Below are 15439 nucleotides of genomic sequence, written 5' to 3' on the forward strand. Positions count from 1 at the left end.
CGTCTTCACGGTCGGCGGCACCAGCTCCGGGATCCGGGTCGAGGCATCCGCCGTCCCTGGCGAAGCCTCTCGGTTCCCGGCCCGGTCCGTGGCCACGCTATAGAACCCATACGCATGCCCCTGCGCCCCGAGGTACGTCGCCGAGGTGCTCGTCGTCCCGATGAGCCACGGGCTGAACGCCCCGCCATCCACCGAGACGAAGATGTCATACGCCGCGATCCCCGATCCCCCCGCATTGTCCTGCCCGGACCACTCGACCAGGAACGACTCCGCGCGGGTGATCGCCGGCAGCGCGGTGACGGAGCTGGTGGGGGCGATCGAGTCGACGAGTTTCACCGTCGTCTGGGCATCCTGGTTTCCGGGTGTGGACTCTCGATTTCCGGCCTGATCGGTGGCCACGCTGTAGAAGGCGTAGGTATGCCCGTACGCTCCCGCGAACGTGGCGGAGGTGCTGGCCGTGCCCGTGAGCCAGGCCTCGAACGTGCCGCCGTCGATCGAGACGAACACGTCGTATGAAGCCAGGCCGGACCCGCCCGGCTCGTCCTGTCCCGACCAGCTCACGAGGAACGATGGGATCGTCGTCGTCGCCGGCAACGTCGCGACCGAGCTGGTCGGCGCAGTGGTGTCGGGCAGGGTCACGGTGGTGGTGGCGTCCGGCGTCGAGGGGGCATCCTCGCGATTGCCGGAGACGTCCGTGGCGACGCTGTAGAATCGGTACGTATGCCCGGCGACGCCCTGGAACGTGGCCTGCGTGGTCGTCGTCGCGGACAGCCATTTCTCGTAGGCTGCCCCGTCGTCCGAGACGAACACGTCGTACGACGCGATCCCGCTCCCGCCGAACTCATCCGAGCCCGACCACTGGACGAGGAAAGAAGCGGTCGTCGAGGTCGCCGGCAGCGGGCTGACCGTGCTGGAAGGAGCCGTCGTATCGAGTCCGCCGTCCACGTGGGTCACCGCATCCGCAACCCCCGGCGCCGCCTCCACGTTCCCCGCGTTGTCCCGGGCAATTGAGAAAAAGGCGTAGGTATGCCCCGGCAGCCCGCGGTATTCCGCCTCCGTGTACTCCACCCGATCGAGCCAGGGCAGGAATGGCCCGCCGTCGACCGATGTGTAGACCGTATAGTCCGCCAGTCCGGAGCCGGCGGGGTCGATGCCGGACCACTGGACGTTGAACGTCCCGTCCTCGTCGCTGGCGGGCAGGGCCGCGACGGAGCTCGTGGGGACGTCGGCATCGAGGGTGTTGAAGATCGCCGGAGTGTCGATGGGCGGGTTGGTGTCGAAGATGATGGTGGCCACCGCGTCGATGACGTCACCAGTTTGGGCGGTGGCCTTGGGCCGCACCGAGTAGGTGACGAATCCCTGACCCTGCACGCCGTCGAGGTTCGGCGGCAGGAAACCGAGCAGGGCTTCGATGGGCACCTCGCCGGTGGCCGGGTCGATCGCGGTGAACTCCCAGAACGCTTCGCCCGTACCGACGTTGATCCCGGCGACGACGTCGACGTAGACGCCCAGCGACCCGGTCAGGTCGAGCCGGTCGGTATAGAAGGCTCGGTTGTCGGGGACGTCCACGAAAATGGAGCCGAAGCCGAAGTCGCCCACGCGGAACGTGCGAGCGTCGAGACCGGGATCGAGGCTTTGCGTAATGCGAACAATCTGAGCCGGTGCCTTCGCCACGACCGGGTCGTTCTCGAAACGGATGGTATATCCAAGTGCTTGATTGGTATTAATCCATGCTCCTGCCCCGAATCCATCGGGCCCGACAATCTCATTTGGGTCGGATGAGGGCGGCCGAGGAACACGGGCGCAGTCCGCAGGAGGAGGAACTCTCTTGCAGCGATCGCAGTCCGGATCTGTCTTGACATTCACTTGACTGAAGATGGTGGCGTCCAAGAATGAGACCTGGAAAGGCTGGTCCCAATAATCTCCGGCACGCTCACGCATCCTGGCAAGCAAGAAAAGACCACCGGCGATATCTCCTGGATCGAAATCAACGGCGTCGAGGATGCCGACGTCGAATAAGAAGTTGAGCTCAGCCTGATTTGTACCCTTCGGGATTGTGACTCGAACCAGTCCGTCAACCAACCGAACATCATCCTGAACAGGCAGGCCACCGCTTCCAGCCCCACCCCACTCCCCGACTCCCCCAGCGATTGTTCCGGGAAGCGTCCAGCTCAGGAAGTTGAAGTTCCATGCGTCCTTTGCGGCTTTGTAATCTCCAACGTCCGGCATAGAGCCGTAAGTATAAGCAAGTAGCTTGGCAACTGGGTCGCGGAAATCGCTGATAAGACTATTGAGAGGGAAAACAAGGGTAATGTCCTCGTGATCGCAAGGTAAACCGTCTGGGTATTGCTGCTCGATTCGCTTGGCGATAACGGGAGTGGCATTGTCGGCGATCCTGTGGAGCACGGACTGCGTGGTTGCATGCTTCTGGAATTCGCCGACCGCAGCGCCCGAAAGGTAAGCTCTAGGAAGTGGAGCGAGTGCGGAAACATAGTTCCTGTAAAGATCTAGCGCCACGGGGCCTCCAGTCTGCTCAGCGAAAAAGAGCAGTGAAAGCTCCCAGATGTCGTAATGCCTGAACTGAGCCAGCAGACCGCCGTCGCCCTCCTCCATCGTGATTGCACCGAGGTCAAGTGTTTGCCCTTCGACCAAAAGAACGTCATGGAGGGTCAAGTCCGAGAATCCGGACTTGCTCAGCCGTAGCGTGTAAGTTCCCGCAGCGAGTTCCTGGAAGTTCAGGAGGCCGGCCGAATCCGTGGCGATTTCCACTGAGAGAAAGTCCGGATCAGTCACCTGGTGTAGCTCCGCCCTAACTCTGTCGATGGGCCGCCCCAATTTGTCCACAACAGAAGCGGCGATGCGGGATTCGACGGATAAGGTCAGGTTGAGAGCAACGTCTCCTCCCGAAACGGAGACCGGCAACGATCGCCTGGCATGGCCGCTGGCCGCGATGATCGCCGTATAGATCCCGTCGGGAATTCCATATGCCACGAAGTCGCCATTCCTCGAGGTTGGGAGTACTGCGACTGGCGAATCATCTTGGAACAGAGCAATCATGGCGGTTCCAAGCCGTCCATTTGCGCTCCCTCGAACGACCCCGGAGACGGTGCTTCCCTCAATATGAATATCGAAGCCTTGGAGGTGGTCATTTGCCTCGATAACGACCGGGGACGGGAATGTATTTTCCGCTCCAGGGATGTTGAGTTGAATGATGTACGAGCCTGGCCGCAGGTTGGAGAGCGTATAGGATCCGTCGGAAAGCACGTTTGAGGTCAGACTTGTGTTGTCTGATGTGTTCGTAGCAGTGACCCGGAAACTGCGGAGGGGAACGGTTGGATCTTTGATCTGGACATTGCCTCGGATGGAAGGAGTAACATCGGCAAGCGCCCGCTCGAGTGACGGCCGGAGGAGGACCCCAATTGGTGTTGCGGGAGTTGCGTCAGCAATTAAAGGAATGTTCCGCGCGGCCTCACGGACGACTTCACTGGTAGTATTCCCAATAACCTCCTTCATCCTCTCGAATGCCGCCTCAAAAACCGATTGACTAACGCCCTCTGGCCTCAAACTCTCCTCGATAGAATCCCACGGGAAGAGCCCAATGTCCCATGTCTCGCCGAGAAGGTCGACGAAGATGTCATGGTCTCCCGGTGCAGCACTGGCTGGAACGAAGAAAGTCCGACTTCCACCTTGGCCTGGCAAGAGTAGGCCCGGAACGGATGAGTCGACGACTCCCCAGAATGGATAGGCAGTCCCGTGCGAAGCGGCGTCTGAAGGTGTATCACCGAATGGGACCGTATTGCCGACGATCAGGTACGGAATGGGCAAGTCATTGAGCGTTGGGTTGCCCCATACCACTCGGAAGCTGTACCCAGAGCCCCTACGCACGCTGCCAGGTGACTCAATCCTCGCCTCAAGGCGGCCCGATGGGGCCGTTACAACTTCAAGGCCATGTCTGACAGTCGAGACCTGTCCGGAGGCGTTTCGAACCACGATGTCATAGAATCCAGGAGGTGTCGCCGTCAGGTCGAAGGTGGGGTAAAAACGGCTCGGATCTGCGAAATAGTACGTATTCGCCGCAGTCTCGCGCCCGGCATCGTCTCGCAGCGCCGCCGAGACCGAACGGTCGAATTTGGCCCCCAGAACCTCGAGTGTGAGGTTGCCTGCGGTTCCGCCTTTACCGAAGGACTCATTCAGCACTGTGAAATCGAGGATGTCGGACTCGATTGTGTAGCTGGCGGGACCTGTTGGAACGCTGTCTCCATAGGCGAGAACGTAGTAGGAGCCGGCTTTGGTGACCGGGACGATGATCTTCTGATCGGCCGAAAAAGGTGTAGTGTACGCAAAGTCGAAGTTGCCCCGGGTCGGGAGATCGCCGTAGCGGACGTAGACCTCGTTGAATGCCCCTGCCGAAGCACTGTCGAAATTGATCAGGAGCGTCTCTCCTGCTGGGACGTTCTCGACACGATAGTATACTGACTGTCCCTGAGCCAGGGTGCCCGCATGGGGCGTCTTCAGGGGGAGCAGCTCGACGTCAAGCGAGACCTGATCGATGGACGCCCCGATGTTGTTGGCCTCGTTGCTCTCGGCGACGTGGTTGCGGATGTCGGAGCGGATGATGACGTGGTAGTCGCCGGGGACGACGCCCGGGAGGCTGGCGGTGGCATTGACGGTGTAGGACTGGCCGCCGGCGAGGTCGCCGACGTGTTCGACGCGGGCGAAGAGCGGGTCGCCGATGTCCCAGGTTTCATTGGCGGAGATGTAGACCGAATCATACCAGCGGCCGATGGCCGCGTCGGTGCCCTGGTTGTGGACCGTGAACGTGATCGTGGCACTGGCGCCGACCACACCGTTGGCCGGGACCGTGATGGTGCCGACGACCAGGTCGGCCGGCGGGGCGAGGGTCACCTGGGTGGCGATGCCGTCATAGCCGGTGTTGTTCGACTCGCCGGACCGCTCGTAGATCCGGCCGCCGCTGTCGGCCGCGACGAAGACGTAGAAGAGCCCGCTCAGTCCCCGGGGCACCGTGAACGTCTGCGTGACCGTGTACGAGGCGCCGGCCGCTAGCGGGTCGGACCTTCGGGCGTAGCCGAGATAGACGTCGGTCGACCGGTCGAAGACCTGGTCCCGCGAGAGGTAGACCGCATCGTCCCAGGCCGTACCTGAAGCACTGGCCCCGCCGGCGTTCCGGACCGTCCAGGACGCGCTGAAAGACTGGCCGCTGACCGTCTCCGCCGGGGCATCGACCGCGTCGACGACCAGGTCGGGGACGGGGCTCAGGGACACCGTGGTGGCGATCGTCGACGCGCCGGCGTTGTTGGCGTCGTCCGACTCGATCACGCGGGCGCCCGAATCGGTCGCGACCAGGACGTGATAGGGGCCGGACACGTCGATGGGGAGCGTGAAATCGCGGGACGCCGTGTAGTCGGTGAGACCACTCAGGATCCCCGCGTGCGTGACGCTCCCCAGGAGCAGGTCGCCGGCATCGAGCGAGCTATCCGCGGAGAGATAAACCGCATCCTCCCACCAGGTCGCGTTCGTCGCGCCACCGCCGACGTTTCGCACCGTCCAGCCGACGTGCAGGGGGGCACCAGAGGCCGCCGTGGTGGGGGCCGAGACCTCCGTGACCGTGAGGTCGGGCGTCTGTCGGGCGATGGCGACCGCACGGGCCGCGGAGGTGTTGTTGCCGTCCGCCTCGCCCTCATAGACGTCCCCCACGGCGTCGGTGACGACGAACAGATACTGGGAGCCGGTCCGGTCGTAGGGGATCGGCACGAGCTCGTCCCGGCTGTAGGACAGGCCAGAGTCCAGGAGCCCGGTGTGGGTGAACGAGCCGAGCAGGGCGTCGTTACCATCGAGGGTGGCGTCGTCCGAAAGGTAGACGCGGTCGATCCATGAGGTGCGGATGGTGTCGCCGACGCCGGAGTTGGAGACCGTCCAGGAGACCCGGGCGGAGCCGCCGGCCGCCACCGCCGCGGGGGCTGCGACCGTTGTGACCACGAGGTCGGCGGGCCGGGAGACGATCGTGATCGGGCCGGCGTCGAAGCCGACGTTGTTGGTGTCGTCGAGCTCGAAGACGGCGTTGCCGCTGTCGGCGTGGACGATGGCGTAGAAGGTGCCGGAGAGCCCATTGGGGATGGTGAAGACGGCCGTCGCCGTGTAGGACGGATTCGAGCCGAGCGTGGAGAGGCCCTCGCCCGTGGACGAGTACAGGTGGTCGTCAGGATTCCACTGGGTCCGCGAGCCGAGCAGCAGGTCGTTGGCGTCGAGGGTCGTGTCCGCGGACAGGTAGATGGAGTCCGTCCACGCGCTGTTCGGGACCGCGGACGAGCCGTTGTTGGCCACGCGGTAGGTGATCGCGATCGGCGTCCCGGCGCGGCCGGTGTCCGGGGCGTCCACCATTTCGACCTCGAGGTCGGGAGGCGGGGTCAGGTTGACCGTGGTCGGATCGGCCTCGCGGCCGACATTGTTCCCCTCGAAGGCGTGCTCGTAGACCTCGCTCGCGGAATCGGTGCGGACGAAGACGTAGTAGCCCCCCGAGATCCCGACCGGGAGCGTGACGGACTCGGTTCGAGAGTAAGATGCGCCCGAGGCGAGCCCCCCCTCGCGGCGATACCGGCCGAGGGTGGCGTCGCTGGCGTCCAGGGTGTCGTTGGCGGAGAGGTAGAGGGTGTCGTACCAGGCGGCCTCGGCCGGGGTCGTCGGCCCTTCGCCGGCATTGGCGACCGTCCACGTCACCTGCATCGGTTGTCCGGAGAAGGTGGCGGCCGGGGCCTTCACGGACGTCACCCGCAGGTCGGGCGGAGGCGTCAGGTTCACCTTCGTGACCGCGCCGGGGGTGACATTGTCCCCCTCGCCCTGGAACTCGAAGACCGCATCCTGGTCGTCGGCCCGGACCAGGAAGTAGTAGTTGCCGTCGATGCCCCGGGGGAGTGTGATGGCCAGGCTATTGACGTAGCTGTCCCCCGCATTCAGGTAGCTCGGGTTGTCGGCCCGGCCCAGGAAGACGTCCGAGCTGTCGAGCTTGTTGTCGGTCGAAAGGTAAACCGCATCCCGCCAGAGTGGCGCGCTGGTCGCGCCGGTCCCGGTGTTCGTGACCGTCCACTCGACGACCGTGGACTGGCCGGAGAAGGCCGAGGCCGGCGCCGTCACCCCGGCGACGACCAGGTTCGGGAAGGGTGTGAGGGTGACCGTGAGGGTCGAGGGCGCGATGGCCGCGTTGTCCTCGTGGTCGAATTCGGAGAGCCGAGAATCCGCGTTGGCCCTGACGACGATGTGGAAAGTCCCGGAGAGCGTCAGGGGAAGGGTGACGACCTGTGTCCGAGTGGCCGAGCCGCCGGCCGCGATCGCCCCGGTGAAGTCGAATGAGCCCAGGGAGATATCGCCGCCGATGGCGGCGTCGGTGGAGAGGAAGACCCGATCTGACCAAGATCCGGATGCATCCACATCTCCCCGATTGGTCACGATCCAGGTGACGGCGATGCGGTCTCCGGAGGCGGCCCGAGCCGGGGCGGTGATGCCGTCGACCGCCAGGTTGAGCGCGCGGATGTGGATCGGCAGGGCGAGCACGTTGTTCGCGTCGTCGGTCTCGAGCTGGACGTTGGTGGCGTCCGTCGCGACGAGGATGTACCGATCGCCCGGGCGGAACCAGGGTACGCTGATCGAGCGGTTCACGGTGTAGCTCCCGCCGGCGGGCACGGGGGGCCGGTCGGCGGCGGAGTCGTCCAGCAGCAGGATGTCGCTGCTGTCGAGGGTCGCGTCCTCGGACAGGTAGATCCGGTCGCGCCAGTCGGCGGCGGCGGGCGTTTCGCCCCGGTTCGTCACGGTCCAGGAGATGGGCACGATCGATCCGAAGTCCGCGGCGGCAGGGACCTCGGCGCCGGAGACGATGAGATCCGGCGTCGTGATCACGAGCGAGCCGTCCGCCATGACGGCGTTGTTGCCCCGTTGGAACTCGCCGAGGGCTCCGTCCGCGTTGACGCGAACGACGACGTGGAAGGTTCCTTGGAGCGACAGGGGCAAGGGGACCGACTCGACCCGGGTGATCGACCCGCCGGCCGGAATCGTCCCGGTGAACATGACGGTGCCGATCAGGAGGTCGCCGCCGAGGATTGCGTCATCGGACAGGTAGATGGCGTCGGACCAGGCCCCGGTCGCGTCGACGTTGCCCGAGTTGGCGACGGTCCAGGTCAGCTCGAACGACTCCCCGGGGTACCCGTATGCGGGCGCGGAGAGGGCCGTGACTTCCAGGTCCGGCGACTGGATCGTGAGGGCAAGGGCCGCCGTATTATTGGACTCGTCGGTCTCGCGCAGGCGGTTCCCCTGATCGACGACGAAGATCAAGTAGTATGTACCGGGATCGATAGCCGGCAGGTCGAGCGTCCGGTCGATCTCGTAGCCCAGGCCAGGCTCCAGCGGAGTTCGGTCGGCGGTCGATTCCGAGACGAGGAGCAGGTCGTTAGCATCGAAGGTGTCGTCGGAGGAGAGGTAGACCCGGTCGTACCAATCGGCGATGGCCGGGGTCTCGCCGCGGTTCTCGACCGACCACGTGACGTCAATCGAGGCCCCCGCCGCCGCGGCGTCTGGCGCGGTCGCGGCGGTGAGGACCAGGTCGGTCACCGTGACCTCGAATGGCAGGGCCGTGAGGTTGTTGGAACGGTCGATGTCCCCCTGGGACGCGTCGCCGTCGGCGCGGAAGATCAGGTAGTAGGAGCCCGCGCCGACCTGCGGCACGGAGAGTTGGGCCTCGACGGAATACCCGTCTCCCTGGGCCAGAGAGCCCCCATCGTGGCGACGCTCGACGAGGAGCGTGTCGGTGTAGTCGAAGGCCGCGTCGGCCGACAGATAGACCCGGTCGTACCAGCGCGGGGCCAGCGCCGCGACCGAGCCTTGATTGGTGACCGTCCACGAGACGTCGATGACGTCGCCCGCCGGTGCCGCATCGACGGCCGAAGCGGCGATGGTCAGGTCCGGGGTCCGGATAGCGAGGGTTGACGCGCCGGAGTTATTGTTCTCATTTGTCTCGCCCTGGCGACCGCCGTAATAGGGGTCGTCCGCGACGACGACGAGATACCACGAACCAGCCGCGAACGCCGCAGGTATCGTAACGTTTCGCGTGACCGTGTAACTGGCTCCCGGTGCCAGGGGTGTCTGGGCCGTGATCGATTCCACCGCGATGTAGTTGTAGCGATGGATATTCGCGGGGTTTGTGTCGGGCGCGATGTAGACGTAGTCATTCCAGTCGGCGGTGGCGTCGGTGGTCCCCCGGTTGGTGACCGTCCACGAGACGGTGACCGTTTCCCCGGCCGTCACTTCCGGGGGGACGGTCACGCCCGTCACGACGAGGTCCACGGCCGAAATCTCGATGGGGAGGACCAGGGCGTTGTTCGACTCGTTGGTCTCGCTCTGGTCGGTATAATAGTCCGAATCCGTCACGAAACGGAGGTATCGCGTCCCGGCCGGGACCGAGGCGGGGATCGTGACTTCCGCGTTCAGGGTGTAGGCGGCACCGGCCGCCAGGGCCGTCGTGCGGCTAACCTTGACCGCGGTGAGCTGGGTCCCGTAGGTGTCCGACGCCGAGGTCGCCAGGAGGATCGAGTCATACCAAGAAGAGGCCAGCGCCGGGACCGTTCCCTGGTTCTTGACGGTCCACGAGACCGAGATCGTCTGCCCCGGGGCGGCGAAGGACGGCGCTGCGGCATCGGTGACCACCAGGTCCGGGAAGCGGATGGAGACCACGGTGCTCAGTGTGTCATCGCCGCGACTGTTCTGAGACTGGGCGGAATACGCGTCGGCCTTGACGCCGACCCAGAATCGCGACCCGTAAGGGTTGCTGACGACGGAATACGAGGAGGTCATCATGCTCGCGGGGACAGAGATCCGGCTTGTCCGGGTGTACGAAGCCCCCGGTGCCAGCGGGGTCTCCGCGGTCACGCTCACGTTGCTGCTGGCACCGGAAACAACGTTTCCGGAGGAATCGAGCCAGTAAACGGAGAGCTGGTCCAACCAGTCGGCCTCGGCCGAGGCGTCCCCGGAATTGCGGACGGTCCAGGTCACGTCGAACGCCTGGCCGGCGGCGATCGTCGATGGAGTCGCCGTCACGTAAGTGACCTGAAGATCGGGGGCCTTCAGGTGGATGGGGACGACTCTGTAGTTATCCGTCTCATCGGCCTCGCCCTGATTGCCAGATGCATCGGCCACGAAGATCAGGAAGCGGTTGCCGGCAGCAATCTGGCCGCGCAGGTCGATGGTGGTGTTGATCGTGTAGCTGTTACCCGACGCCAGGGGTGTCTGCGCATCGATGTACGAGGATGCGACCTGGGTATCCGAAGGATCGTAGACCGGGTCGTAGGACAGGAAGACCCGATCGGACCAGTTGGTGGTGGCTGTAACCTCGCCCGCGTTGCGCACTGTCCAGGAAACCGTGGGCTGACTTCCGACGGCGGCCTCAGCCGGCGCGATGGTGCCCGTAATCTCCAGGTTCGGGGCCGCGATCATGATCGGCAAGGCTAGGAGGTTGTTATCCCTGTTGTCGTCGGTGACCCGATAGGATCCGTTTTCGTAGTAGCCGTACACATCAGTGACGAAAAGGAGATACTTGGCGCCGCTGGATGCATAAGAGGAAAGCTTTGCGTCGAGGCTGACGGAGTAGCTGCCGTTCGCGGCCAGTGCTGGCGTGTTCGTATGGGATGAGTATCCGAATGGCAGGTCGCTCGAGTCCAGGTACGTGTCATCCGAGACGAAGATCGTGTCGTACCAGTAGGATGCCGTGACCGCGGCCGTCCCCTGGTTCTTGACGGTGTAGCTGATCGCGACGGTCGATCCGGGCGAGGCTGCGTTGGGTGCCATGGCGGAGGTCACGATCAAGTCGGGCGCGAGGGCCGGCTGGACCGTGATCGGCAAGGTCCACGTGTTGTTGGCCTCGTCGAGCTCCCGTTGGGAGTTTCCCCGATCGGTTCGGATGATCAGGAAACCCGGGCCATTGGCTACGCTGCTATTCGGTGTCGCCGAGAAGCTCCTCGTGTAACTCCCGCCCGCCGACAAGAGTTGATTGGAGCTGACGGACTGATTGGCCAGGATGATGTCGGCCGCGTCGAGGAACTCATCGGTCGAATAGTACAGGGTGTCTACCCAGTTGGTGACGGTCATGGACCCATCGCCATCATTGGACACCGAGTAGGGGACGGAGAAGGCCTGTCCTCGAACGACGACGTATGAGGACGAGGCGGAGATGACACGGAGATCCGGGCCGGACCCCGAGAGCGTGATCGGCACTGCCCGGGTGTTGTTCGTCTCGTCGAGTTCCCCGAACGCTCCCTCGCGATCGGCGACCACGATCAGGTAATTCGTCCCCGCTGGCACGATCGATGGAAGGGTGATGTTCGTGGATACTGTCCAGCCTTCCAGGGGGACTGCACGCTTCACCTCGGAAAGCAAAATGTCCGAGGAATCATAGTTGGAATCGGTCGAGAGATAAACGGACGTCGTTTGCACGGCCGTCGAGGCATCCGGGCCGGCATTTCCGACGACCCAGGATACATCAATGGCCTGTCCTGCGGATGCGCTTGCGGGCGCCGTCACGCTCGAGACCGAGAAGTCGAGGTCCAGCGACTCGACCACGATCGGAAGTGCCAGGAGATTGTTCGCCTCATCCGATTCGGTCCATACGGACGTGGCATCCGCCTGGAACACCAAGTACATCGTCCCGGCGGGGATCGACTCGGGGAGGACGAGGCTGAGCGAGAACGTCGAGGAGGCGTCGTGCGGCAGGCTGCTGAAGCCGTACGACTGGCCCAGCTTGTAGGTGTAGCTACCCGTCTCGAGCCTGGGACTGCTCGAAAGGTAGACCGCGTCGTAGACGCTGGAATAGGAAGGTGTTTTCGCCTGGCCGCCCAGATTCCTCACCGTGCCGACCAGGGTGACGGACTCGTGCGGGATGAGGCGGGCGGGGGCCGAAGCCGACTCGACCACGAGGTCGGGCAGGCCGTCCGTGGTTTCCGTGATGACCACTGGCCAAGCGATCACATTGTTGGACTCGTCGGACTCGGCCTGATTGTTTGCGGCGTCCGCGACGAACAGAAGATAGTAGGAACCGGGTGTAACGTCGGAAGGTATGCTCAGGGAGCTAGATGAACGAGATACCGAATCTCCCGTTGGGAGGGAGACAGAGCTCGAGGCGCGCAAGGTCCTGTCGGCAGCATCGACAAATTCGTCCACTGACAGCACAACGCGATCGATCCACCGGACCGGCCAGGCGTCGCTGCCGCCCTGATTTCGAACCTGCCAAGAGACGCTGAAAGCGTTCACGGTTGTCACGACATCGGGGGCGGTGACCAGGACAGGGGTCAAGTCGGGAAGCGATGACACCGGGGCCGTTAAGGAAATTGCGGCCGCACGCAGGTTGTCGGTCTCGTCACTCTCGGCGAGCGTCCCGTCGGCGTCCGTGGCGAAAAGCAGGTAAGCAGTGCCGGTCGGCGCCGTGGTCGGCATCGTCACCATGGCCGACTCGCCGTACCAATCCCTGACCGGCATTACTGCGGTCTGCGTTCCGGTGTAGAGGAGTGTGTCATCAGGGCTCAGGGTTCCGTCGGAGGATAGGTATACTCGGTCCGTCCAAGACCCGCCCGTCGGGAAACTCCCCGAGTTTCGGACCGTCCACTGCACCGGGAGTTCCATGCCGAGGGAGGCGGTCGCGGGGGTACGAGTCTCATCAACGACGAGATTCCCCACCTCGATGTCGATCTTGACGGCCCGGACATTGTTCGTCCTGTCCGTCTCGAACTGGGAACCGTCGGTCGCGGGGGAGGTACCCGCGTTGGCCTTCACCAGGAGAAACCACGTCCCGGGCGTCGTGGTGGTGGGGACCGTGACGGACGTCGCTGTCGCGTACGACGTCCCAGGTGGCAGGGAGCGCGTGGCATACGCGCGGTAGAGCTGCACGTCCCCTACATCGAGCATGTCGTCGGGTGAGAGGTAGACGGCGTCGTATGAAGAGCTGTAGGCCGAGTCGACGCCCTGATTCTTCACGGTCCAGGAGACCGTCGCCGCGATCCCTGGGTAGAGAACATCCGGCGCCGTTGCGTCGGGAACGATGAGATCGACCCCGTCCGGGAACGTCACCGGGACGGCCATCAGGTTGTTTGTCGTGTCGATGTCGCCGACAACCGCCGACACATCCGACCGGAACAGTAGGTTGCCATCGCCCCGTAGCGCCGTGCGGGCGGAGACCGGAGTACTGAGGACGATGTTCCGGGTCACCGTGTAGCTCTCGCCCGGCCCGAGCCGCACGCCGTTGTCGATCGTCCCGCTCCAGAGTTGCGTATCCCCCGATTGGTAGGACGCGTCGATCGAAAAGTAGACTGCATCGGTCCACGACGGAAGTCGGGTCGGTGCTGTCCCCTGGTTGCGGACCGTCCAGGTGACGGGGATCACGGTGTCGGTCGATGCGACGGTCGCTGGGCCGGTGGCCGCGGTCACGATGAGATCGGGACGCAGCGGCGCGACGGCCGTCGCTTTCGGCGTCACCACGATGGGCCAGGCGGCAACATTGTTGATCTCGTCCGCCTCCCGGATGGCGGCAGTCGAATCGGCGGCCACGAGCAAGTATCCCGGGCCCTCAGGCAAATCTACAGGCAGTGCGACTTCGCGGGACAGCGTGCGTGTCTGGTCGCTAAAAAGTGGCTCCCATGCCTGGGTGTACACGGCGTTTAAGAGTATGTCAGTGGCATCCAGCGTGTCATCCTTCGAGAAGTAGATGGCGTCGAACCAGGGCCCCTGCGCCACGGTCTCTGTGGGGTTCGATTCGGACCAGGTCAGACTGGCCGTCCCGCCGAGGGCCGCCGAGGCTGCGCCCGTGAGACCGGCAACAGCCACGTCGGCAGGATGGGATGTGTTGGCCGATGGCTGAAAATACACGCCGTCCATCCAGAACGTGATACCGCTAGATGATGTGTCCGTATGCACTTCGAGGCTCGTGACAGCATCGACGTCGAACGTGCCCGTCTCGACTCGCGACCAGCCCGAACCTCCTTCTAGCGGGATGGTGACAGGACTCCACACGTTATGTGCAAAATAGAATGGGTTATAGGACGTCTGGTAGCGAGCCTCTCCCTGGGCACTCTTGAGGATGAACCAAGGACTCGTGAGAGTGTAACTGCCGGGAGCTGCCGCATAGAAAGAGGCAGTGAGAGCGCTCGAATCGCTGAGATCCCAGGGATGCGCCGGATCGACCTGATACGTCATACCCACGTCGGGGCTGTTCTGCGTGTCCAGCCGCAGGGAATAACTCCCAACACGGACGCTCTGCGAGTCGTCCACAAGTGCCGCGACGGCCCCGTTCGACGTGGACACGCTCCAGAGCGCGGCATTATTCTCCGTCAACTCGGCGGCCCGCAACTGGCGCGACTCCAGGGACTCGAGAGACGGCAGTGCCCGCGGTCGTCCCGCGCGCCGGCGTGGTGCCGACCGGCCGGACTTCGTGATCGACTTCGATGCCATTCGCGACCGACTTCCACGCGACGAAAGGCTCATGGGATGCGTCCTTACCCTGATGTCAACTCAACGGAGAGGACCACGGTCTTCGGGTCGTGCATCGACCCGCGTCACGCCAACTCCGGCGCAAGTCTCGTCGGGGGACCTCGACCGCCTTATCACGAAGCCGCACTCAACGAACCCCGGCGACAAACCCGATCCGATCAGGACTCAACCGCGAAGACTCACGACTGGCCCGCTCAATTCCCATCTGCGATTTCCGCGCAGAAATCCCGCACGCGAATCGAAGGAAACTGACAAATGGAGCGCGTGCATGTTGAGAAAAGGAAACATGGGCGTTCGTCGGCGATCCCGGTTCGATCGGCGATATGGAACCGAATTGATTGTGCTCCAAAGGGTTAAGCTGAATGGAAGATCAATCGACGGAATCTTGTGGGAGCACGAATTACGGCGTGAATGCGTGGTTGTCGCGGAGGTGCTGGGTTGGATGGAGGCGGTCTTGGAAACGGGAGGTAAAGCAGGACAATGCCGACGAAGACAAGAAGAACCTCCCCGCTGGCCGCCGAGATGGCCCGGGGGATGTCGGAGTTCTGCGAGGTTGTGGAGTCGGGGGAGCCGATCGCCTGGCGGTACACGATCCGAACGGTGGCGCTGGACCTTGCCACGCCGCACGACGTGGCCGAGGACGTCAAGAGGGTGAGACGGACCCTGAACGCCAGCCAATCCCTGCTGGCGCGGTTCCTGGGCGCGAGCATCAAGACGGTCCGGACGTGGGAGCAGGGTGCCCGACCCGTGCCGACGATTGCCGCCCGGTACATGGACGACATCCTCCGCAATACGGAGATCAGGAACAACCGCGTCCGACCTGTGGAGGCCAACGGCGGGACGAGGCCGGAAGCCTGATGGTGCAGGTCCAATTTGCAGCTTCGCGGGTGACGGCTCGCGTGGTCGC

The 15439-nt window shown here is 63.9% G+C and carries 2 protein-coding genes; one reads left to right on the forward strand and one right to left on the reverse strand.

The window, feature by feature from the left end; translation table 11 throughout:
- Positions 1 to 13593, reverse strand: a 13593-nt coding sequence (locus G6O54_RS31595; RefSeq protein ID WP_205679100.1) for a CARDB domain-containing protein, incomplete at its 3' end; no start/stop codon positions are given.
- A 1419-nt stretch (positions 13594 to 15012) separates the two neighbouring features.
- On the opposite strand from G6O54_RS31595, the gene G6O54_RS31600 reads away from it, so the two are divergent.
- Positions 15013 to 15390, forward strand: a complete 378-nt coding sequence (locus G6O54_RS31600) for a helix-turn-helix domain-containing protein (protein ID WP_165232950.1) — start codon at positions 15013 to 15015, stop codon at positions 15388 to 15390.
- The last annotated feature ends 49 nt before the right edge of the window (positions 15391 to 15439 follow it).

Source organism: Aquisphaera insulae (assembly GCF_011064615.1).
Classification (GTDB): domain Bacteria; phylum Planctomycetota; class Planctomycetia; order Isosphaerales; family Isosphaeraceae; genus Aquisphaera; species Aquisphaera insulae.

Excerpts from the sequence above, each read along its gene's own strand:
- G6O54_RS31600 (WP_165232950.1), top strand. The coding sequence starts at position 15,013 with ATGCCGACGAAGACAAGAAGAACCTCCCCGCTGGCCGCCGAGATGGCC.